Raw genomic sequence first — 21,884 nt, 5'->3', positions numbered from 1 at the left:
CACACTACTCATAATGGCGGCTTCCGGGAGTAAAGCGGAAGTCGCCTGGTTCGGTGATCATCGCCGGCGTTTGATCCGACGCGGACATCCGATCAGAAGCGAAGCAACCCGTCATTTTGTGAAGTGTGTTCACACCGCGTCACCTGTTCGGGGATCGAGCCAAACGGAATAACTACTCATGCTGTTGGCTCGGATTAAATCACCTTCAAGGGCTACACCGACGAAGCAATCGCCTGCGTCGCTCGTTGGAAGCTTCGCCTTCCACCTCACGCGCCCGTCAGGTTCAAAACACACCAAGTTTTTCTCGGGCTTAGAACCCGAGCCCCACTCAAAGATGACCAGCCGGCCGGCGTCGTTGGGAAGATCAACGGATGTGTAGATTTTTCTCATATCGGTGAGGCCATCCCAGCTAGCGGGCTTTTCATATCAGGATAAGCCTGCGATGTCGCGTGTGGGGTCCAACGCCGACGCGCAGCCATGTCGGTCTCAACGTCGTCTTCGAGAACAAAGCGGACGCGCCCCTTTTTTGAGTGTGCCTTAATTCGTCGCGAAACGTGCGAGCGCCTTGCGGTCGATCTCGATGCCGAGACCGGGGCCGTCGGGAATGCGAACGACGCCGTTCTCGTGCTCGATCGGTTCTTTCAAGATCGCCTGCCGGATCGGATGCTCGGTGCGGTCGAACTCGAGCATCGGCTCGAGCGGCGCAAGCGAGCTAGGCGTGTGCGATGGCAGCACGGCGAGGAGCTGGAGCGAGGCCGCGATCGCAATCCCGCTGCCCCAGACATGCGGATTGTAGCGGATGCCGAAGGCTTCGCTCATGTCGGCAATCTTCCTGCATTCGGAGAGGCCACCGGCCGCGCAGGTGTCGGGCTGGGCGATGTCGAGCGCATGCGAGGCGAACAGGTCGCGGAAGCCGAAGCGGGTGAATTCGCACTCGCCGCCGGCGATCGGAATGGAGAGCGCGGATCGCACCGCGCGATATCCCGCGACATCCTCCGGCGGCACCGGCTCCTCGAACCATCCGATGTCGTGGCGTTCGATCATGCGGCCGAGCCGGATCGCCGCGACCGCGTCATAGGCGTGGTTCGCATCGACCATCAATGCAACGTCGGGACCGATCGCCTCGCGCACCGCGCGCGTGACCGCGGCATCCTCCGCGATGCCGAAGCCGACCTTCAGCTTCACGGCACGGAAGCCTTCGGCGGCGTAACCGGCCGCTTCCTCCGCCAGGTATTTGAGCGGATCACCGGACTTGCGCCGGTAGAGACCGGTCGCATAGGCCTGCACCTCGTTGCGCGCAGCGCCGCCGAGAAGCTGGTGCGCGGGCACGCCGAAATGCTTGCCCTTGATGTCCCACAGCGCAATGTCGATGCCGCTCAGCCCCTGGATGACGACGCCCTTCTGGCCGTGATCGCGCAAGCGTGCGTAGACCATCTGCCACAACACGTCGGTGCGCAGCGGATCCTCGCCGATCAGCCAGGGCGCAACGCTGCGCACCACCGCCGCCGTCATTCGCGCCGGCCCGTAGCATTCACCCCAGCCGGTCAGTCCCGTGTCGGATTCGATTTCGACCAGCATCGCGGTGCGCGTATCGTACCAGGCACGCGAATAGGCGAAGGGCTGCGAGAGCTTTGCTTCGAGGATGTGCGTGCGCACATGGGTGATCTTCATCGTCGATGTCCCCCGTTCACCGCGCCTCGTCCAGCGCGCAAATCACCGTGCAGACTACGCCGCGCGGCAGGAAGTCGACGGTCGCCTCACCGCCGAGCTGGTCGCGCGCACTGCGCTCGATCATGCGCGAGCCGAAGCCACGCTGCACCGGCGCTGTCACCAATGGGCCGCCGATCTCGGTCCAGATCAGCCGCAGCCGCGGCTTCGGTGTGGCGGCAATGACATCCCACTCCAGCGTCACCCGGCCGGTCTCGTTGGACAGCGCGCCATATTTCGCGGCGTTGGTGGCGATCTCGTGCACGATCATCGACAGCACCACGGCAAGCCGCGGCGACAGCGGCACCGCGGGGCCGGCCATCCGGATGCGATCGGGATTTGTGAGCAGGAATGGCTCGAGCACGCGCACAATGACGTCCCTCAGCTCGGAGCCCTGCCATTTTTCCTGGCTCAGGAGATTATGCGCTTCGGCAAGTGCGCCGAGCCGGCCCTCGAATTTGGTCCGTTCGTCGCGGCTGGCGCTGCGGAAGGTCTGCACCGCGATCGCCTGCATCAAGGCCAGCGTGTTCTTGACGCGATGGTTGAGCTCCTCGATCAGCAGATTGTGCAGCATCTCGCCGCGCGCGATCGCGGTCGCCATCCGCACCGCGAAGGTCAGGCCGACCAGCAGCAGGATGCCGCCGATCAGGCTGGTGATCGCAATGTTGCGCCAGAGCGGGGCGATCAGCGAGCTCTCGGTGACGCCGGCCGCGACGGTCCAACCGGTCAGCAGCGACCGGGCATAGGCCGAGGCAAGTGCAATGCAGTCGAGCGAGACACTCGACAGGGCCGCCTCGGGCGCGCGAAACATCGTCTCATAGAGCGACGGCGACGCCTGCTTGCCGAACGTTTCATTCGGATTGGGGACGCGCGCGAACACGACGCCCTTGCTGTCCAGCAGCGACACCGTCCATTGCTCGTCGGGGCGCTGCCGCTCGATCAGGTGCTGGAAGATGTCGATCGGCGGGCTGAATGAGAGCGTGTAGACGACCTCGCCGTTACGCAGCACGGGGACTTCGACCGTGACGATAGGCCGCTTCTTGGTCGATCCGGTGAACAGATCGGAGAACTGCGGCGTCTTGCTGGCGAACACCCGCTCAACGATCTCGCGATTGTTGCGCGGCGGGAGGCTCGCCGTCTCGGTCGTGACGGTCGAAAACAGCTGATTCCCCGACCTGTCAGCCAACAGCAGGACGCTGTCCTCGCCGTATTGGCTGATGAAGCCGGTTGCGAGGCGACGGAAGCCGTCGAAGTCACCGCTGCGCAAGGAGTCGCTGAGCGCCAGCACCTGCAAGCCGCCTGTCATCCGCTGCACCTCGGAGTCGAGCACGAGGCGCATGCTTCGCACCGTCTCCAGCACCCGCCGTGTCGCGTCGCTGCGGTCCTGGCGATAGTTGGAGTAGGCGAGGCCGACGGCGAAGATGATCAACGGCAACATCGTTCCCGTGACCAGGAGAGCGAGCCGGACCGGCAGAGTGAGCTTTGACAAACGCGGGCGTCCCGGTTCCAGCGCAGCAGCGCCGGATTATGATTTTGCCAGACCATACGGGCAGGATTTGGGTCGTGCCATGATTTTCGCATCCAGAGAGCAGTTCAAAGAAGGGGATTTTGCAGCGCGGTCGCGTGCGTCTGCGCCTCAGGCCATGCCGATCGCGATCCGCAAGAGACACGGCAGATCGCTCGATCGCTGCGCCGGGCAACATGCCATGCGCATTTGGCCTATAGTGGCTTCCAGTCCGCTGGTCGCGGACACCCATTATGCGTCGCTGAAAAGCACGATCGGGGCTTGGGAGTGACTGCCAATGAAGCGTTCGATCGACTGGCTCCCGGGGGTGAGGACGCTCCGTCAGTATGAAGCCGCGTGGCTTCCGCACGATATCTTCGCCGGGATCGTCCTGGCGACAATGCTCGTGCCGGTGGGAATCGCCTACGCGGTGGCGTCGGGCCTGCCTGGCATCTATGGTCTTTACGCGACGATCGTGCCGCTGCTGGTCTACGCGCTGTTCGGTCCAAGCCGCATACTCGTCCTGGGCCCGGACTCGGCTCTTGTGGGGATCATCCTGGGCGTTGTCACTCCGTTGGCCGGCGGCGATCCCCTGCGTGCCGCAACGCTCGCCGGCATGATGGCGATCGTTTCGGGAACGGTCTGCATCTTGGCGGGTCTCGCGCGCCTGGGCTTCGTCACCGAGCTTCTCTCCAAGCCGATCCGATACGGCTATATGAATGGAATCGCGTTGACGGTCCTGATCAGCCAACTGCCGACGCTCCTCGGCTTCTCGATCGAGAGCGAAGGGCCGCTGCGGAGCTTATGGGCGATCGGCGGTGCGATCCTCGATGGACGCACAAACTGGGTCGCGTTTGCGGTCGGGCTCGCCACGTTGCTCGTGATCCTGCTTCTCAAGGACAGCAAGCGGCTCCCGGGCATCCTGATCGCGGTTGTCGGGGCGACGGTCGTTGTCGGTGTACTGGATCTTGGAGCGGCTTACGGCCTGAAGGTCGTGGGTCCTCTGCCTCAGGGGTTGCCGGGTTTCGTCTTTCCCTCGATCAGCTACGGCGATGTGGTCCCGGTCCTGATCGGCGGCTCTGCAATCGCGCTGGTGTCATTTGCCGATACGAGTGTGCTTTCACGCGCCTATGCCGCAAGATTGGGGGCGCGCGTCGATCCCAACCAGGAGCTGGTGGGGCTTGGCGCCGCCAATCTGGCGACCGGCTTTTTCCAGGGGTTCTCGATCAGCAGCAGCAGTTCGCGTACACCGGTTGCGGAGGCCGCCGGCGCTCGGACTCAGCTCACCAGTGTCGTCGGTGCGCTTGCCATCGCCGCGCTCCTGCTGGTTGCACCCAATCTCCTTCGGCATTTGCCCAGTGCGGCATTGGCCGCCGTGGTCATTGCCGCGGCGATCGGGCTGATTGAGATCGCCGACCTCAAACGAATCTATCGCATTCAGCGGTGGGAATTCTGGTTGGCGATCGTCTGCTTTGTCGGCGTCGCGGTGCTCGGAGTGATTCCGGGAATAGGTTTGGCAATCGCAATCGCCATCATCGAGTTTCTGTGGGACGGCTGGCGCCCTCACTCCGCCGTCCTGGGCCGAGCCGACGGCGTCAAAGGCTATCACGACATCAAGAGATATCCGGATGCGCGCCGTATCCCCGGGCTGGTTCTGTTTCGGTGGGACGCGCCGCTGTTCTTCGCCAACGCTGAATTCTTCAGGGAGCGTGTCCTGGATGCCGTGGAGAGCTCGCCCACGCCCGTGCGCTGGCTGGTCATTGCGGCCGAGCCGGTAACCAGTGTGGACGTCACGGCCTGCGACGTGGTTGCTGAATTGGATCAGGCACTGCACGCGCAGGGCGTGGAGTTGTGCTTTGCGGAGCTCAAGGATCCGGTCAAGGACAAGCTGAAAAGATTCGGCTTGTTCGCGCAGCTCGGAGAAAACTATTTCTTCCCAACCATCGGGGTCGCCGTTTCTCGCTATCTCGAAATCAGCAATGTGAAGTGGGACGATTGGGAGGACCGAACCGAAGGTTAGGTCCTTTGCCGGATTTGGAGCGTGGGCGAACCGGCCTCGGCGCCAAAGCGCCAAGGCCGGTTCCGCGATTTATGGCCGTGGGCCTACAGATTGCTTTCAGTGATCGCGGCGTAGACCATGCTACGCAGCTCGCGGCGGAGCGGATAGGCGCTCGACGGCAGAACCTGCGTCATGAAGATGGTGATCAGCTCCTCGGCCGGATCGATCCAGAACGAGGTCGTGGCTGCACCGCCCCAATTATATTCACCGCGGCTGCCGGCGATCAGCGTTTCGGCCGGGCGCATGGTGACGGCGAAGCCGAGACCGAAGCCGATGCCGTTATAGGTGGCCTCCGAGAACAGCGAGCGTGACACGTCCGGCAGCGCCCGGTCGCCGGGAATGTGGTTGCTCGTCATCAGCGCCAGCGTCTTCGGCCCGATCAGTCGGACGCCGCCGAGCTCACCACCATTGAGCAGCGCGCGGCAGAAGGTGAGATAGTCGGCAACTGTTGAGCACAATCCGCCACCTCCGGAGATGAAGGCGGGCGGCGACAGGAACGAGCTCTTGGTCGGGTCGTCCTGGAGCGTCAGGCCCTCGCGGCGCTGGCCGGCATGGAAGGTCATGCCGCCCCCCGGATCCGCCGAGTAGCAGGCTGCGAAGCGGTGCACCTTGGACGCCGGCACGTAGAAATCAGTGTCGGTCATGCCGAGCGGATCGAGGATGCGCTGCTTGAGAAATTGTTCGAAGGGCATCCCCGAAATCTTGCCGACGAGGTAGCCGATCACGTCGGTCGCGACCGAGTAATTCCAGGACTCGCCCGGCGAGAACTCCAGCGGGATCTTCGCAAGGCTCTCGATCATGGTCTGCAGCGTGCCGGCTTTCTCGACCTCGCCGATCTTCTCGGCGCGATAGGCGGCATCGACATTGGAGCGCTGCTGGAAGCCGTAGGTGAGGCCGGCGGTATGGCGCAGCAGGTCCACGATCAGCATCGGCCGGGACGGCGGCCGGGTCAGGAAGGCCGGCGAGGTGCCGGCGACGAACACGCCGAGATCCTTCCATTCCGGGATGTATTTGGCGACCGGCTCGTCGATCGCGACCAGGCCTTCCTCGACCAGCATCATGAAGGCGACGCTGGTGAGCGGCTTGGTCATGGAATAGATGCGGTAGATGGTGTCGTCCTTGACCGGCACCTTGCGCTCGACATCGGCAAAGCCCTGCACGGAGCTGTGGGCGATCTTGCCGCGGCGGTAGACCAGGAGCTGCGTGCCCGGGAAACGGCCGGCATCGATGTACCGGCTCTTCAGATGCGCATCGACACGGTCGAGCGCGGCCTTGGACATGCCCACGGATTCGGGCGAGGCGGGGGTAGGGGCGAGCATCAGTTCCTCCGGGCAGTTTTGTCGGTAGGTTGATAGCGAAATGGCGGCCCCATTCCAAGCACGCCGCGCTTAACGCGCCCTGGCCGACTGGTGTAGGCTTCCCCCTGGAACGCCCCCAAGGAGCCCGCCGGGCCAACGAGAAAATCGCAGGCAAACGCACCATGACCCAGTTCAACGAGACCGAACTCACCGAAGCCGTGATCGCGAGCTTCGACAACACGCCGAACCCGCGCGCCAAATTCCTGCTGCAGGAATTGGTGAAGTCGCTGCACGATTACGTGAGCAAGACGGGTCTGACCTTCGAGGAATGGGAATACGCCATCGATTTTCTGACCCGTACCGGCCAGAAATGCACCGACACCCGCCAGGAGTTCATCCTGCTCTCGGACGTGCTCGGCGTCTCGATGCTGGTTGACGCGGTCAACCACAGGGATCGCGAGGGGGCCACTGAGACCACCGTGCTCGGGCCGTTCTATGTCGGCGAGCACAAGGTGACTGCGCACGGCACCGACATCTCCCCGAACAATCTCACCGGTGAGAAGATGTTCGTGCAGAGCCGCGTCACCGATCTCAACGGCAAGCCGCTCGCCAATGTCCCTGTCGACGTCTGGCACGCCGACGATGACGGCTTCTACGACTCTCAGAAGCCGAACTATGACGAGGTCGGCGCCTCGGCGCGGGCGCGCTTCATCACGGATAGCGACGGCCGCTTCTTCTTCCGCACTATTTTGCCGTGCAGCTATCCGATCCCGACCGACGGGCCGGTCGGTGAGATGATCATGCAGACCAAGCGTCATCCGATGCGCCCGGCGCATGTGCATTTCCTGGTCAATGCGAAGGGCTACGAACCGCTGATCACCCATGTCTTCATTGGAGGTGACAAATATCTCGATTCCGACGTGGTGTTCGGGGTCAAGGACGACCTCGTCGCCAAGGTCGAACCGCGCAACGAACCGGCCATGCCCGATGGCACCAAGACCAACGGGCAGTGGCACCTGATGACCTACGAATTCCACCTCAAGCCGGGCGGCGGCATGGCGCCGAAACCGCTGGGGACCAAGGCGGCGGAGCCGGCCTAGCATGGTGTGAATCGCGTCTGCCCAGTTTATGTGCGGCGCGCAAAATTTAAGCGGGTCGCAAATTTGGCGTGCGCGCGGATTGCTGCGGCAATCCGGCGCGCACGTTCTAACCAGCTAATTTCAAAAGACTTTCTTCGCCGGTTGGCTTGGCATGAAGCTTGAATCATTCAAGCTGACGCCATTGAAGCCGTCCCGCGAGACTTCTCATCCGATTTGCTGACGCCACCAGACGGGGGTTCCCCGTCGTGCGTTCGCGCGCGCCTTTTTCTGGCGTCACGGACGGACGGGCTGCTTGCGCGCACTGACGCCATCAATTCTGCAACGACGCAAAGGACGACATCGCCTATGACCAAGCGCACCCGCCAACCCTCGGGCCTGAGCCGCCGTCAATTGTTGAAGGCCGCCGGCAGCACCACCGCTCTTCTCGCCGCCGCCAAGCTGAATTTCCCCGCCGGCGCTTTCGCACAGGACGCAGGCCCCGAGGTCAAGGGCGCCAAGCTCGGCTTCATCGCTCTCACCGACGCGACTCCGCTGTTCGTGGCGAAAGAGAAGGGCATCTTCGCCAAATACGGCATGCCTGATGTCGAGGTGCAGAAGCAGGCCTCGTGGGGCACCACGCGCGACAACCTCGTGCTCGGCTCGGAAGGCAACGGCATCGACGGTGCGCACATCCTGACCCCGATGCCGTATCTGATCTCAGCCGGCAAGGTGACGCAGAACAACCAGCCCACGCCGATGTACATCCTGGCGCGCCTGAACCTGAACGGCCAGTGCATCTCGGTCGCCAAGGAATATGCCGATCTCAAGGTCGGAATCGACACCGCGCCCTTCAAGGCGGCGCTGGAGAAGAAGAAGGCTGGCGGCAAGGCTGTGAAGGCCGCGATGACCTTCCCGGGCGGCACGCATGATCTGTGGATCCGCTACTGGCTCGCCGCCGGCGGCATCGACCCGGACAAGGACATCGAAACCATCGTGGTGCCGCCGCCCCAGATGGTCGCCAACATGAAGGTTGGCACCATGGACTGCTTCTGCGTCTGTGAGCCCTGGAACCTGCAGCTCATCCATCAGGAGATCGGCTACACCGCGATCACCACTGGCGAGCTCTGGGACAAGCATCCAGAAAAATCGTTCGGCATGCGCGCGACCTGGGTCGACAAGTACCCAAAGGCGGCGAAGGCACTGCTGATGGCGGTGATGGAAGCCCAGCAGTGGGCCGAGAAGGTCGAGAACCGCGAAGAGGCCGCAGTGATCTGCGCCAAGCGCCAGTGGATCAACTGTCCGGTCGAGGACGTCACCGACCGCATGAAGGGCAAGTTCGACTACGGCACCGGCCGCGTGGTCGAGAACTCACCGCAGCAGATGCGCTTCTGGAAGGACCAGGCCTCCTATCCGTTCCAGAGCCACGACCTCTGGTTCCTCACCGAGGACATCCGCTGGGGCAAATACGAGCCCGGCTTCGATACCAAGGCGCTGATCGCCAAGGTCAACCGCGAGGACCTCTGGAAGGATGCGGCCAAGACACTTGGTGTCGCGGCCGCCGACATCCCGACCTCCACCTCGCGCGGCAAGGAGACCTTCTTCGACGGTAAGGTGTTCGATCCCGAAAATCCGGCTGCCTATCTGAAGTCGCTCGCGATCAAGCGCGTCGAAGTCTGATGGAGCCTGCGGCCGCCGTCATGCGGCCGCATCGTCTTGTGGAGCCGGAAAGGGATTTTCGATGAACATGCCTGCCACGAAGATTGAGGTTGAGACCGCGACGCCTGCTGCTGTTGCCGCGCCGGTTGTCGCGATGACACTGAGGCGCCCGCCGCGCACTGAGACGTACGCCCGCATGGCGAGGGAGATCGCGGTGCGCGTGATCCCGCCGCTGATCGTGATCGCGCTGCTCGCGCTGGTGTGGGAGCTGGTCTGCCGCCGCGCCGGCTCGGCGCTGCCGCCTCCGTCAAAGGTGTTCAGGGATACCAAGGAGCTGATCCTCGATCCGTTCTTCGACCATGGCGGCATCGACAAGGGCTTGTTCTGGCATCTCTCCGCCAGCCTGCAGCGCGTTGCCTTCGGCTATTCGCTGTCTGCCATCGCCGGCATCGCGCTCGGCGTGCTGGTCGGGCAGTCGGTCTGGGCCATGCGTGGGCTCGATCCGCTGTTCCAGGTCCTGCGTACCATTCCTCCGCTGGCGTGGCTGCCGCTCTCGCTCGCCGCGTTCCGCGACGGGCAGCCCTCGGCGATCTTCGTCATATTCATCACCTCGATCTGGCCCATCATCATCAACACCGCGGTCGGCATCCGCAACATTCCGCAGGACTACCGCAACGTCGCCGCGGTGGTGCAACTCAACCCGCTCGAGTTCTTCGCCAAGATCATGATCCCGGCGGCCGCGCCCTACATCTTCACGGGTCTTCGCATCGGCATCGGTCTGTCCTGGCTCGCCATCATCGCGGCCGAAATGCTGATCGGCGGCGTCGGCATCGGCTTCTTCATCTGGGACGCCTGGAACTCCTCGCATATCAGCGAGATCATCCTGGCGCTGTTCTATGTCGGCATCGTCGGCTTCGTACTCGACCGCCTGATCGCGGGCCTCGGCAAGATCGTCACCCGCGGCACGGCGCAGAACTGAGGGGAGAGGTTATATGACTGCCTATCTGAAGCTCGACCACATCGACAAGATCTTCACCCGCAGTGCTGCAACGACCGAGGTGCTGAAGGACATCAACCTGACGATCGAGAAGGGCGAATACGTCTCGATCATCGGCCATTCCGGCTGCGGCAAGTCGACCCTGCTCAACATCATCGCCGGGCTGACCAACGCGACCACCGGCGGCGTGCTGCTCGAGAACCGCGAGGTGAACTCGCCGGGACCCGATCGCGCCGTGGTGTTCCAGAACCACAGCCTGCTTCCGTGGCTCACCGTGTTCGAGAACGTCAAGCTTGGCGTCGACAAGGTCTTCTCCAGGACCAAGACGAAAGCCGAGCGTGACGCCTGGGTGATGCATAATCTCAACCTCGTGCAGATGGCCCATGCCAGAGACAAGCGTCCCTCGGAAATCTCCGGCGGCATGAAGCAGCGCGTCGGCATTGCGCGGGCGCTCGCCATGGAACCGAAAGTGCTGTTGCTCGACGAGCCCTTCGGCGCGCTCGACGCACTGACCCGCGCACATTTGCAGGACTCTGTGATGGCGTTGCATCAGAAGCTCGGCAACACCATCCTGATGATCACCCACGACGTCGATGAGGCCGTGCTGTTGTCCGACCGCATCGTGATGATGACGAACGGACCGAGCGCGCGCATCGGCGAGGTGCTGGAGGTTCCGCTCGCGCGCCCGCGCAAGCGGCTCGAGCTCGCGACCAGCGCGACGTACTTGAAGTGCCGCCAGCGCGTGCTCGAGTTCCTCTACGAGCGTCATCGCTTCGTCGAAGCCGCGTAAACGCGTCGGTCATGCGCGACACACGCAGCGCCTAATTTGGAGTCACCAAGCTCAATCCTTGTGCGTCGCACAGGGATTGAGCGAATCGCAAAATTTGCGTGCGAAATCGCCCTGCAAAAATTTCGGGCAACTCGAATAGGCTTCTGAATTCCCAGCATTTCCCGATCGCGGGCAGTTGGCACGGAAATTGAAATACCTTGTCCGACGCCAACGACGCCGTCCCTCAACATCATCAATCAGCATCGTGACTCACCACCGGGGTGAAGCCTCGGCGCACGCCTCCGCGTGGAGGATGAGCCTGCAACGACGCAGCGGTGAGCCTGGAAGGGATATGCAATGACGAAGAGTCCAACTTGGATTTCCGACTGGCGCCCCGAAGATGAGGCATTCTGGAATGCCGGTGGTAAAGCGATCGCCCGGCGTAACCTGATCTGGTCGATCGTGGCCGAGCATATCGGCTTCTCGGTGTGGCTGATCTGGAGCATCGTCACCACCAAGCTGCCGCAGGCGGGCTTCCATTACACCACCGACCAGCTGTTCCAACTCGTCGCGGTGCCGGGGCTGATCGGCGCATTGATGCGCTTTCCCTACACCTTCGCGGTCACGACGTTCGGCGGCCGCAACTGGACCATTTTCAGCGCGGCGATCCTGTTCATTCCGACCCTGTCGCTTGCCTATTTCGTCAGCCAGCCTGAAACGCCGTTCTGGCTGATGCTGCTCGTTGCTTCGACCGCCGGTCTCGGCGGCGGCAACTTCGCCTCCAGCATGACCAACGTCTCCTTCTTCTTCCCCGACCGGATGAAGGGATGGGCGCTCGGCCTGAATGCTGCCGGCGGCAACATCGGCGTCTCCAGCGTGCAGCTGCTGACGCCGATCCTGATGACACTCGCAATCATCAACCTGTTCCAGGCGACGCCCGTAGACGGCATCTTCCTGCAGAACGCCGGCCTGATGTGGGTGCTGCCAATCGCGATCGCGGTGTTCGGCGCGGTGTTCTTCATGAACAACCTGACCACGGCCAAGTCGTCGATCAGGGACCAACTCGCGGTGGTCAAGCGCAAGCACACCTGGATCATGGCGTATCTCTATATCGGCACGTTCGGGTCCTTCATCGGTTACTCCGCGGCGTTTCCGCTGCTGATCAAGACGCAGTTTCCCACCGTGACAATCTCGATCGCGTTCCTCGGGCCGCTCGTCGGCTCGTTGTCGCGGCCCTTCGGCGGCTGGCTTGCCGACAGGATCGGCGGCTCGGTCATCACGTTCTGGAATTTCATCGTGATGGCGGGCGCCACCATCGGCGTGCTCTATTTCGTCGGACAGAAGGATTTCATCGGCTTTCTGTCGATGTTCCTGATCCTGTTCGTGACGACGGGCATCGGCAACGGTTCGACCTACCGCATGATCCCATCGATCTTCCGCGAGGAAAATTTGTTCAAGGCGCGCGGCAAGGGCGATGCGGCGCGCGCGATTGCCTTGAAGACGGCGAGCATCGAGAGCGGTGCGGCGGTCGGCTTCATCGGCGCGGTCGGCGCCGTCGGCGGCTATCTGATCCCGAGCGGATTCGGCAAGTCGATCGCCATGACCGGCGGTCCGCAGCTCGCGCTCGCGATCTATCTCGTCTTCTACGCGTCGTGCCTCGGACTGACCTGGTGGTTCTACCTGCGTCGCAGCCCGCAGGGTGAAGGCGCGCCAGGCCTCGCGGAGGCGAGAGTCTAGAGGACTGGTACGAATCTCGCTTCTCCCCGTACGCGGGGAGAAGCATTGCCCGACAGTTTGACCATGAACCTGGTTCGCAATGGCGCGCACCAAGGCAAACCCAACAGGCAGGAGAACATCATGACGCCAGAGCAGATCGCCCTCGTCCAGCAGAGCTTTTCCAAGGTCGCACCGATTTCGGAAGCGGCTTCGGTCCTTTTCTACGATCGGCTGTTCGAGGTGGCGCCGTCCGTGCGCGCGATGTTTCCCGAGGACATGACCGAGCAGCGCAAGAAGCTGATGGGCGTGCTGGCCGCCGTCGTCAGCGGATTGTCGAACCTGGACTCGATTCTTCCCGCGGCGTCCGCGCTTGCCAGGCGTCACATCGCCTACGGCGCCAAGGCCGAACACTATCCCGTGGTCGGCGCGACCTTGCTGTGGACCCTGGAGAAGGGCCTCGGCGAATCCTGGACGCCCGAACTGGCAACGGCCTGGAGAGACGCTTACGGCGTGCTGTCGGACTACATGATTTCCGAGGCCTACGGCGCGCAGCCGCAGGCTGCTGAATAGGAGAACGTCTTGTGAGCGAACCGCTGGTCATCGTCGGTAACGGTATGGCGGCTGCGCGTCTGGTCGATGAACTCGCCAGGACCGCACTCGGCCGCTACGCGGTTGCCGTGATCGGCGATGAGCCGCGGCTCGCTTACAATCGCGTGCTGCTCTCGTCCGTGCTGGCCGGCGAGACCGGCTCGCACGAGATCGAGCTGCGGCCGGCCGACTGGTGGCGCCATCGCGGCGTCACCGTGCGCTATGGCTATCGCGTCACCGAGATCGACACCGGCCGCCGCGAGCTCAAGATCGCCGGCGAGGAGAGTGTGGAATATTCCAAGCTGGTGCTTGCCACCGGTTCGACGCCGCTGCGGCTGAACGTACCCGGCGCCGATCTCGCCGGCGTACATACGTTCCGCGATACCCGCGATGTCGATCTGCTGCTGACTCTTGCGGCAGCGAAGAAGCGCGTCGTCGTGGTCGGCGGCGGCTTGCTCGGACTTGAAGCAGCCTACGGCCTCGCCAAGGCCGGCGCGCCGGTGACACTGCTGCATCTGATGGACCGGTTGATGGAGCGCCAGCTCGATCTGCCTGCGGCCGATCTGCTCAAGACGCTGGTCGAACGCAAGGGCATCCGCATCCTGCTCAATGCGTCGACGGCCCGCATTCATGGCGAGGGCCATGTCGAAGCGGTCGAACTCGCGGACGGCAGCCGCATCGAGGCCGATGCGGTGATCTTCGCTGCCGGCATCAGGCCCAACATTGGGCTGGCCAAGGACGCCGGCATCGCGGTCAACCGTGGCATTGTCGTCAATGACGTCATGCAGACGGCTTCGCCCGACATCTACGCGCTCGGCGAATGCGCCGAGCATCGCGGCACATGCTATGGCCTCGTCGAGCCCGCCTACGAGCAGGCGCGGGTGCTGGCGCGGCATCTCTCCGGCCGTGCCGCCGCTTACCAGGGCAGCGTGGTCTCGACCAATCTGAAGGTATCGGGCGTCAGCGTGTTCTCCGCCGGCGATTTCATGGGCGGGGAGGGCAGCGAGAGCCTCGTGCTCACCGACCGCAGGCGCGGCACCTACAAGAAGCTCGTCATCGCCGACGGCCGGCTCACCGGCGCTGTGCTGATCGGCGATACCGCCGATGCGCTCTGGTATCTCGAGCTGATCCGCAATCGCGAGAAGGTGGCCGCGATCCGCAGCGACATGATGTTCGGCCGCGCGCCTGCGCGCCCATCCAAGGCGGCTTGACATGACGGCGATCGACCCGACGCTCCGGACGACGCGAACGACTTGCCCTTACTGCGGCGTTGGCTGCGGTGTGCTGGCGACGCCCGATGGCAAAGGCGGCGCGGCGATCGCGGGCGACCCCGACCACCCCGCCAATTTTGGCCGGCTGTGCTCGAAGGGCTCCGCGCTCGGCGAGACCGTCGGGCTCGAAAGCCGGCTGCTCTATCCGATGATCCGCTGCAAGGGCGTGCTGGAGCGCGTTGCCTGGAGCGATGCGCTCGATCACGTCGCTCATCGCATGCAGCATATTATCGCGCGCGACGGCGCCGATGCGGTCGCGTTCTATCTCTCCGGCCAGCTGCTCACCGAGGACTATTACGTCGCCAACAAGCTGATGAAGGGCTTTGTCGGCACGGCCAATGTCGACACCAATTCGCGGCTGTGTATGTCGTCCTCGGTCGCCGGCCATCGCCGCGCCTTCGGCGCCGATACCGTGCCCGGCTGCTATGAGGATCTCGACCAGGCCGATCTGCTGGTCTTCGTCGGCTCGAATGCGGCCTGGTGCCATCCCGTGCTGTTCCAGCGTATGCTCAGGAACCGGCAGGAGCGCGGCGCGCGCATGATCGTGGTCGATCCCCGCCGCACCGACACCGCAAGCGACGTCGATCTGTTCCTCGGCCTCAAGCCGGGCACCGACACCGCGCTGTTCTCCGGCCTGTTCGTCCATCTCGCCGACAACGGGGCCCTGGACCGGGATTACATCGCGCAGAACACCGACGGATTCGACGACGCGCTGGCGCGCGCGCGCAACATCGCCGGCAGCGTCACCGCGACTGCGCTGGCGACGGGCCTCTCCGAGCAGGACGTTGCCACCTTCTTCAGGATGTTCCGTGACACGCCACGCGTCGTCACGCTCTACTCGCAGGGCGTCAACCAGTCGGCGCAGGGCACCGACAAGGTCAACGCGATCCTGAACTGCCATCTCGCCACCGGCCGCATCGGTAAGCTAGGTGCCTCGCCGTTCTCCCTCACCGGCCAGCCCAACGCGATGGGCGGTCGCGAGGTCGGGGGGCTCGCCAACCAGCTCGCCGCGCATATGAACTTCACGCCACCCGACATCGACCGCGTGCGGCGGTTCTGGAAGGCGCCGCGCATCGCCACCCATGAGGGGTTAAAGGCGGTGCAGCTGTTCGAGGCGATCAATCGCGGCGAGGTTAGGGCGCTCTGGGTGATGGGCACCAACCCTGCGGTGTCGCTGCCCGATGCGGATTTCGTGCGTGAGGCCCTGAGGAAGCTCGAGCTGTTCGTGGTCTCCGAGAATGTGCTCTCCAACGACACGGTGGAGGCGGGGCCGCATGTGCTGCTGCCTGCGCTGGCCTGGGGCGAGAAGTCGGGCACGGTGACCAACTCCGAGCGGCGCATCTCGCGCCAGCGTTCGTTCCTGCCGGCGCCGGGCGAGGCGCGGCCGGATTGGTGGATCCTGAGCGAGACCGCCAAGCGTCTCGGCTTCGGCGATAGTTTTAACTACAAATCCGCCGCCGACATTTTCCGCGAGCATGCCGCGCTCTCGGCATTCGAGAACAGCGGCAGCCGCGATTTCGACATCGGCGCGCTGACTGTGCTGTCCGACGAAGCCTTCGACGCGTTGAAGCCCGTGCAGTGGCCGGCGTGCGAAGGCGAGGCGCCCGGCGAGCGCTTCTTTGCGAAAGGCGGCTTCTTCACCAATGACGGCAAAGCCCGCTTCGTCGCGCCGGAGGTCCCGTCACTGCGCGGCGAGATCGGGCCGTCGCGTCCGCTGCGGCTCAACACCGGGCGCATCCGCGACCAGTGGCACACCATGACGCGCACGGGCCTGAGCCAGCGGCTGGGTGCTCATCTGCCCGAGCCGTTCGTCGAGATTCACCCTGACGACGCCAGCAAACACGGCATCGTCCATGACGGCTTTGCGCGCGTTACCACCGATTACGGCCAGTGCATCCTGAAGGCCGTCGTGAGCGAGCGGCAGCAGCGCGGCACGCTGTTCGCGCCGATCCACTGGAGCGCGATGAATGCCTCGCACGGCCGCGTCGGCGCGCTGGTAGCGCCGTTCACCGATCCGTTTTCGGGGCAGCCGGAGGCGAAGGCGACACCCGCCGCGATCGCGCCATGCGAATATGTCTTCCGCGGCTTCGCACTCTCGCGCAAGCAGCTCGATCTGCCGTCGAACCTGTTGTGGACCCGTGTCACGCTTGCGGGCGGCTTCGGCTATCTCTTCGCCGACAATGCGGATCTTTCGCGCTGGCCGGCCTGGCTCGACGACGTCGCCGGCGAGGATGTCGCCGAATATTACGACTTCGGCGGTGGCGTCTACCGCGCTGCGTCGTTCGCAGGCGATCGCATCGAGACCTGCCTGTTCGTCGGTCCCGCGCATGATGCCGGCGACTGGGAGGTGGTGAAGAGTTTGTTCGCGGCCGACCTCGTCACCGACGAGCAGCGCCGCGTGCTGCTGTCCGGGAAGTCCGCCGAAGGCGCCGCTTCGACCGGGCCGATTGTCTGCGCCTGCTTCGGCGTCGGCCGCGGCACTATTTGCGACACTATCGCCGCCGGCGCGCGCACGGAGGCCGAGATCGGCGCAAAGCTCAAGGCCGGCACCAATTGCGGCTCCTGCATCCCCGAGCTGAAGCGCCTGATCGCGCAGACCGAGGCGCCGGCGAAGCAGGCCAAGCTCGCAGGTGCGGCGGGGTAATAACTCTCTCTTACACGTGCTAGGTCTCGTGCCCCGGACGCCGCGCAGCACGAAGTGATGCGCTGCAGAGCCGGGGCCCATCCAACAGCGGGGTGTGTGGTGACCTTCCTGGGTCCCGGCTCTGCGCCGCAACGCCATAAGCGCGTGTACGCGCGTCTTCGACGCGCTATGGGGCGTCGCAGCGCGTCCGGGACACGAGAATGACATATGCTCGTATTCGAATGCTCAGCCATTGCGAACGCTGCTATGTCCTCCGCACCAATCGACGCGCCCTCCATTGCGGCCTATGCTGCCGCGCACTCCCCCTCAACACGCATAACAACAACCATGATGTACCTGGAAACGCCGCCGCGCCTGATCGAAACCAAGATTTTCTCCGCCATGCCCGACAAATTCCGTCGCAAGGACGTGCGGACCGATTGGGCCGATGCCAACCGGCCGGGTGCGCCGACCGATAGCTTCATCGAGGGGCCGTCGTTCGACAGAGATGGCAATCTCTACATCGTCGACATTCCCTTCGGCCGCATCTTTCGCATTGCGCCTGACGGCGAATGGTCGCTGGTGATCGAGTATGAGGGATGGCCGAACGGGCTGAAGATCGCGGCCGACGGCCGCATCCTGGTCGCCGACTACATGCACGGCATCATGGAGCTCGATGCGAAGGCCGGCGGCATCAAGCCGGTGCTGACCGCGCGCAACTCGGAATCCTTCCGCGGCTGCAATGATCTGCATCTAGCCTCCAACGGCGACATCTATTTCACCGATCAGGGCCAGACCGGCCTGCACGATCCGAGCGGTCGGGTTTATCGGCTGGCGCCGAACGGAAGGCTCGATTGCCTGATCGACACCGGCATCAGTCCGAACGGCCTGGTGCTCGACCCAAGTGAGACTGTGCTGTTCGTCGCGATGACGCGCGACAATGCGGTGTGGAGGTTGCCGTTCATGATGGACGGCAGCGTGTCCAAGGTCGGCCGCTTCTGCTCGCTGTTCGGCACGTCGGGGCCCGATGGCATGACGATGGACGCGAGCGGTCGCCTGTTCGTCGGTCACGCCTCGCTCGGCCACGTCTTCGTGTTCGCGCCGAACGGCGAGTTGATCGCGCGGGTGAAATCGTGCGCGGGACCGAATTGCACCAATGTTGCCATCGGTGGCGCGAAGAAGGATCGGCTCTATATCACGGAGTCCGCAACCGGTAGCGTGCTGGTCGCGGATATCGGCGGATTGTAGTTCTTCGCCTCTCCCCGCGTGCGGGGAGAGGCCGACGCGCGAAGCGCGGCGGGTGAGGGGGAGTCTCCGCGAATGCTACTGCTAGCGTTATTGCGGAAGCAGCCCCTCACCCCAACCCTCTCCCCGTAAGAACGGGGAGAGGGAGAATTGACAGGAGCAGACATGAACACAAACCCCTTCGGCCGGACCGGCGCTGACGTCTCCGTCATCGGGCAGGGCACCTGGTATCTCGACCATGGCGATCGCAGGCGCGCGATCGCGGCGCTCCAGCGTGGACTCGATCTCGGCATGACGCACATCGACACCGCCGAGATGTATGGCGATGCCGAGCTCGTCATTGCGGATGCGATCGCGGGCCGTCGCGATGAGGTGTTCCTTGTCTCAAAAGTGCTGCCGAGCAACGCTTCGCGCCGCGGCACCATCACCGCATGCGAGCGCTCGCTCAAGCGGCTCAAGACCGATCGGCTCGACTGTTATCTCCTGCACTGGCGTGGCTCCTATCCGCTGGAAGACACCGTCGCGGCGTTCGAGGATCTGGTGAAGGCCGGCAAGATCAAATCCTGGGGCGTCTCCAATTTCGACGCGGATGATCTCGACGAGATTCTCGACGTTGCGGGTGAGGGCAAGATCGCCTGCAATCAGGTGCTCTATCATCTGAAGGAGCGCGCGATCGAGCATGCGGTGATCTCGTGGTGCGATCAGCATGGTGTCGCGGTGGTCGCCTATTCGCCGTTCGGCCATGACGAGTTCCCCGCAAGCAGCAGCAAGGGCGGCGCGGTGCTGGCGCGCATTGCGGACGCGCGTCGCGTGACACCGCGACAGGTCGCGCTGGGCTTCCTCACCCGTGCAACTACGGTGTTCGCGATCCCCAAGGCCTCGTCCGCGGAGCATGCCGGTGAAAATGCGGCCGCCGGTGATCTCGTGCTGACGAAAGAGGAGATTGTGGCGCTGGATGCGGCGTTTCCGCGCGGCCCGAAGCCGCGCAGCCTGCCCATGCTGTAGCGCACAAACGCCTATTATGAATGGAGTATTGACGCGCGCGGCGATCGGCGCATATCGGCATCCTGTTTTCGGAAGTTGTGAACGCGGCGCATTTGTCGTTTTTTTAAGATCGTTCTCGATTCGCATTTTGCCCCGGGTTCCAGCCGTGACACCGCCGCCCGCCGCAGCCGCAAGGCTCGACAGTATTCCCATGCTCGTGCCGGAGAAGAAGCAGCAGGCTCGCCGCGCGCCTGCCCGCGTGGATCATCCTTTCAAGGGCATCGCGCTGGTGTTGTTGTCGACGGTGTTTCTCGGCTGCTCCGACGTCACCGCGAAATATCTGTCGTCGAGCCTGCCGTCGATCGAGATCACCTGGATCCGCTTCGTGGTCTTTGCGCTGATGTTCACGCCGGTGATGCTGCCGGGCTCTCCGCTCCATGCGATGCGCACCGAACGGCTCGGGTTGCAGCTGATGCGCGGCATTGCACTGCTCGGCTCCTCGCTGTTCTTCATCACCGGCCTGCGCTTCCTCCCCATCGCGGAAGCCTCCGCCACCGGCTTCGTGTCGCCGCTGTTCGTTACCGCGCTGTCGATCGTCTTCCTGAGCGAGAAGGTGGGCATGCGCCGCTGGATCGCCACCGCGCTCGGCCTGATCGGCGTGATGATCATCCTGCGGCCGGGCTCGAGCGCGTTCCACGTCGCCGCGTTCTTCCCGATTGTCTCGGCATTCTGCTGGGCTGCCGCGCTGATCCTGACGCGCATGATGAGCGGGCGTGAAGCCGTCCTCACCACGATGGCCTATTCGGCGCTCACCGGCGTTGCGATCCTCAGCTTGATGGTGCCGTTCGTCTGGGTGACGCCGACCTGGACCGCGATCGGGCTCGGCATCGTGATCGGCGTTGCCTCGACCGTCGGCCAGTGGATCATCGTGCTGGCTTACCGCTACGGCGATGCCTCGGTGCTGGCGCCGTTCTCCTACACGCAGCTGCTCTGGGTCAGCATTTTGGGCTTCTTCCTGTTCGGCGAAGTGCCTGACGTCTGGACCGTCACCGGTGCGGCCTTCATCGTCGCCAGCGGCCTCTACATCGCCCATCGCGAGCGCATCCGCCGCGCACAGCTTCTGGTGCTGGAAGAGCGTTCCCCGAACCCCTGACGCAAGTTCGCGCGCCCGCTTCGTGCTATCAACGGCTCCAACAACATGGGAGGAGCCGGATGCGCGCTGCGATTTTTAGGAACGGTGAGATTGTCGTCGACCGAATGGCTGAGCCGACGCCGGCCGCCGGCCAGGTGCTGGTCAAGACGCTCGCCTGCGGCATCTGCGGCTCCGATCTGCATGCGCGTCAGCACGCCCACTGCATGGTTGAGATGGCGCGGAAGGTCGGGCGCAAGCCGATGGACCTCGCCCGTGACGTCGTATTCGGTCACGAATTCTGCTGCGAGGTCGTCGACTACGGCCCGGGCACCGCGCGCAAGCTCAAGCCCGGCACGCGTGTCTGCTCGCTGCCGGCGCTCGTGACGCCACAGGGCATCGAGGGCATCGGCTATTCCAACGACAATGTCGGCGGCTACGCCGAGGCGATGCTGCTCAGCGAAGCACTGCTGCTCGAAGTGCCCAACGGTCTTGCCCCCGAACACGCCGCGCTGACCGAGCCGCTCGCGGTCGGCGTCCACGCCGTGGCAAAAGCCAACATCCGCGGCGGCGAGGTGCCGCTCGTCATCGGCTGCGGACCGGTCGGGCTCGCGGTGATCGCGGCGCTGAAGATCCGGGGGGCTGCACCCGATCGTCGCCGCCGACTATTCGCCGGCGCGGCGTGCGCTTGCGGCAAAGCTCGGCGCCGACATCGTCGTCGATCCCAAGGTGTCGCAGCCCTATGCGACCTGGGCCGAGCACGCGCAGATGTCGGACGCCGAGAAAACTGCACGCCCGCCGTTCCAGGCCATGCTGCCACCGCTGAAGCCGGCAATCATCTTCGAATGTGTCGGCGTGCCCGGCCTGTTGCAGCAGGTGTTCGAAGGCGCGCCGCGTGATGCCAAGGTCGTCGTGGTCGGTGTCTGCATGGAGACCGACAGGAGCGAACCCATGCTGGGCATCATGAAGGAGCTCAACGTCCAGTATGTGCTCGGCTACACCCCGGACGAGTTCGCGGCGTCTCTGCGCCTGATCGCGGAAGGGCAGGTGGATGCCGCCGCGATGGTGACCGCCGAGGTCGGCATCGACGGCGTTGCGAAAGCGTTCACCGATCTCGCCAATCCCGAGGCGCACACCAAGATCATCGTGCAGCCGTGGAGATAGTATGCTGTCATTGCGAGCCACCGGGTCCGCGCGAAGCGCGGCCCGATGACAGGCTCCGCGAAGCAATCCAGACTGCCTCCGCGGAGAGACTCTAG

At 64.0% G+C, this 21,884-nt stretch carries 17 protein-coding genes and 1 pseudogene; 14 read left to right on the top strand and 4 right to left on the bottom strand.

Annotated elements, in window-relative coordinates; all coding sequences use genetic code 11:
• Positions 1–129: 129 nt before the first annotated feature.
• From AC630_RS43465 to AC630_RS05845, 3 genes are all read right to left on the bottom strand, one after another.
• Positions 130–390: a DUF7957 family protein gene (locus AC630_RS43465; protein ID WP_143197844.1), complete on the bottom strand. Its 261-nt coding sequence runs from the start codon at positions 388–390 to the stop codon at positions 130–132.
• Positions 391–537: 147 nt separating this feature from the next.
• Positions 538–1,671, bottom strand: coding sequence for a mandelate racemase/muconate lactonizing enzyme family protein (locus tag AC630_RS05850; protein ID WP_074117574.1), 1,134 nt, complete (start codon positions 1,669–1,671; stop codon positions 538–540).
• A 16-nt stretch (positions 1,672–1,687) separates the two neighbouring features.
• Complete coding sequence (locus tag AC630_RS05845; protein WP_074117573.1) at positions 1,688–3,145, bottom strand: sensor histidine kinase; 1,458 nt, start codon at positions 3,143–3,145, stop codon at positions 1,688–1,690.
• A 364-nt stretch (positions 3,146–3,509) separates the two neighbouring features.
• Here AC630_RS05845 and AC630_RS05835 point away from each other — a divergent pair, with 364 nt between their 5' ends.
• Complete coding sequence (locus tag AC630_RS05835) at positions 3,510–5,231, top strand: SulP family inorganic anion transporter (protein ID WP_074117571.1); 1,722 nt, start codon at positions 3,510–3,512, stop codon at positions 5,229–5,231.
• Positions 5,232–5,314: 83 nt separating this feature from the next.
• Here the strand turns inward: AC630_RS05835 and AC630_RS05830 are convergent, their stop codons facing one another.
• Entirely contained in the window at positions 5,315–6,589 is a 1,275-nt protein-coding gene (locus AC630_RS05830) for a serine hydrolase domain-containing protein (protein WP_074117570.1), read from the bottom strand.
• A gap of 161 nt (positions 6,590–6,750) precedes the next feature.
• On the opposite strand from AC630_RS05830, the gene AC630_RS05825 reads away from it, so the two are divergent.
• The 13 genes and pseudogenes from AC630_RS05825 to AC630_RS46735 all read left to right on the top strand — a co-directional run bounded on the left by AC630_RS05825 (position 6,751) and on the right by AC630_RS46735 (position 21,789).
• The gene (locus tag AC630_RS05825) at positions 6,751–7,668 is read left to right on the top strand and encodes an intradiol ring-cleavage dioxygenase (RefSeq protein WP_074117569.1); all 918 of its coding nucleotides are present in this window, start codon (positions 6,751–6,753) and stop codon (positions 7,666–7,668) included.
• Positions 7,669–8,013: 345 nt separating this feature from the next.
• Positions 8,014–9,324: a CmpA/NrtA family ABC transporter substrate-binding protein gene (locus AC630_RS05820; RefSeq protein ID WP_074117568.1), complete on the top strand. Its 1,311-nt coding sequence runs from the start codon at positions 8,014–8,016 to the stop codon at positions 9,322–9,324.
• Positions 9,325–9,385: 61 nt separating this feature from the next.
• A complete protein-coding gene (gene ntrB / locus AC630_RS05815) occupies positions 9,386–10,282 on the top strand; it encodes a nitrate ABC transporter permease (RefSeq protein ID WP_074117567.1) in 897 nt (298 codons plus the stop codon).
• A 13-nt stretch (positions 10,283–10,295) separates the two neighbouring features.
• The gene (locus AC630_RS05810; protein WP_074117566.1) at positions 10,296–11,090 is read left to right on the top strand and encodes an ABC transporter ATP-binding protein; all 795 of its coding nucleotides are present in this window, start codon (positions 10,296–10,298) and stop codon (positions 11,088–11,090) included.
• 336 nt (positions 11,091–11,426) lie between these two features.
• The gene (locus AC630_RS05805) at positions 11,427–12,806 is read left to right on the top strand and encodes an MFS transporter (RefSeq protein WP_074117565.1); all 1,380 of its coding nucleotides are present in this window, start codon (positions 11,427–11,429) and stop codon (positions 12,804–12,806) included.
• Positions 12,807–12,926: 120 nt separating this feature from the next.
• Positions 12,927–13,355 carry a globin family protein gene (locus tag AC630_RS05800; RefSeq protein WP_074117612.1) on the top strand — a complete coding sequence of 143 codons (429 nt, stop codon included), beginning with the start codon at positions 12,927–12,929 and terminating at the stop codon, positions 13,353–13,355.
• A gap of 11 nt (positions 13,356–13,366) precedes the next feature.
• On the top strand, positions 13,367–14,584 hold the full coding sequence (locus AC630_RS05795) for an NAD(P)/FAD-dependent oxidoreductase (RefSeq protein WP_074117564.1): 1,218 nt from the start codon (positions 13,367–13,369) through the stop codon (positions 14,582–14,584).
• A 1-nt stretch (position 14,585) separates the two neighbouring features.
• Positions 14,586–17,288, top strand: a complete 2,703-nt coding sequence (locus AC630_RS05790) for a nitrate reductase (protein ID WP_074117563.1) — start codon at positions 14,586–14,588, stop codon at positions 17,286–17,288.
• Between the two features lie 330 nt (positions 17,289–17,618).
• Entirely contained in the window at positions 17,619–18,515 is an 897-nt protein-coding gene (locus AC630_RS05785; RefSeq protein ID WP_074117562.1) for an SMP-30/gluconolactonase/LRE family protein, read from the top strand.
• Between the two features lie 162 nt (positions 18,516–18,677).
• Positions 18,678–19,517 carry an aldo/keto reductase gene (locus tag AC630_RS05780; protein ID WP_074117561.1) on the top strand — a complete coding sequence of 280 codons (840 nt, stop codon included), beginning with the start codon at positions 18,678–18,680 and terminating at the stop codon, positions 19,515–19,517.
• A gap of 190 nt (positions 19,518–19,707) precedes the next feature.
• Positions 19,708–20,649, top strand: coding sequence for a DMT family transporter (locus tag AC630_RS05775; RefSeq protein ID WP_208866959.1), 942 nt, complete (start codon positions 19,708–19,710; stop codon positions 20,647–20,649).
• A gap of 59 nt (positions 20,650–20,708) precedes the next feature.
• Positions 20,709–21,050 (top strand): annotated as a pseudogene (locus AC630_RS46740) (alcohol dehydrogenase catalytic domain-containing protein); the annotation flags it as partial.
• Between the two features lie 217 nt (positions 21,051–21,267).
• A complete protein-coding gene (locus AC630_RS46735; RefSeq protein ID WP_349538052.1) occupies positions 21,268–21,789 on the top strand; it encodes a zinc-binding dehydrogenase in 522 nt (173 codons plus the stop codon).
• Positions 21,790–21,884 lie beyond the last annotated feature (95 nt).

Source organism: Bradyrhizobium sp. AS23.2 (assembly GCF_001908185.1).
Lineage (GTDB): Bacteria > Pseudomonadota > Alphaproteobacteria > Rhizobiales > Xanthobacteraceae > Bradyrhizobium.
The sequence above is the reverse complement of the archived record's forward strand: the minus strand, read 5'-3'. Positions and strand labels throughout refer to the sequence as shown.

What these genes read in the sequence shown, in the direction of transcription:
- AC630_RS43465 (WP_143197844.1), bottom strand. Translation starts at nt 390, where the DNA reads ATGAGAAAAATCTACACATCCGTTGATCTTCCCAACGACGCCGGCCGG.
- AC630_RS05850 (WP_074117574.1), bottom strand. Translation starts at nt 1,671, where the DNA reads ATGAAGATCACCCATGTGCGCACGCACATCCTCGAAGCAAAGCTCTCG.
- AC630_RS05845 (WP_074117573.1), bottom strand. Translation starts at nt 3,145, where the DNA reads ATGTTGCCGTTGATCATCTTCGCCGTCGGCCTCGCCTACTCCAACTAT.
- AC630_RS05835 (WP_074117571.1), top strand. Translation starts at nt 3,510, where the DNA reads ATGAAGCGTTCGATCGACTGGCTCCCGGGGGTGAGGACGCTCCGTCAG.
- AC630_RS05830 (WP_074117570.1), bottom strand. Translation starts at nt 6,589, where the DNA reads ATGCTCGCCCCTACCCCCGCCTCGCCCGAATCCGTGGGCATGTCCAAG.
- AC630_RS05825 (WP_074117569.1), top strand. Translation starts at nt 6,751, where the DNA reads ATGACCCAGTTCAACGAGACCGAACTCACCGAAGCCGTGATCGCGAGC.
- AC630_RS05820 (WP_074117568.1), top strand. Translation starts at nt 8,014, where the DNA reads ATGACCAAGCGCACCCGCCAACCCTCGGGCCTGAGCCGCCGTCAATTG.
- ntrB (WP_074117567.1), top strand. Translation starts at nt 9,386, where the DNA reads ATGAACATGCCTGCCACGAAGATTGAGGTTGAGACCGCGACGCCTGCT.
- AC630_RS05810 (WP_074117566.1), top strand. Translation starts at nt 10,296, where the DNA reads ATGACTGCCTATCTGAAGCTCGACCACATCGACAAGATCTTCACCCGC.
- AC630_RS05805 (WP_074117565.1), top strand. Translation starts at nt 11,427, where the DNA reads ATGACGAAGAGTCCAACTTGGATTTCCGACTGGCGCCCCGAAGATGAG.
- AC630_RS05800 (WP_074117612.1), top strand. Translation starts at nt 12,927, where the DNA reads ATGACGCCAGAGCAGATCGCCCTCGTCCAGCAGAGCTTTTCCAAGGTC.
- AC630_RS05790 (WP_074117563.1), top strand. Translation starts at nt 14,586, where the DNA reads ATGACGGCGATCGACCCGACGCTCCGGACGACGCGAACGACTTGCCCT.
- AC630_RS05785 (WP_074117562.1), top strand. Translation starts at nt 17,619, where the DNA reads ATGTACCTGGAAACGCCGCCGCGCCTGATCGAAACCAAGATTTTCTCC.
- AC630_RS05780 (WP_074117561.1), top strand. Translation starts at nt 18,678, where the DNA reads ATGAACACAAACCCCTTCGGCCGGACCGGCGCTGACGTCTCCGTCATC.
- AC630_RS05775 (WP_208866959.1), top strand. Translation starts at nt 19,708, where the DNA reads ATGCTCGTGCCGGAGAAGAAGCAGCAGGCTCGCCGCGCGCCTGCCCGC.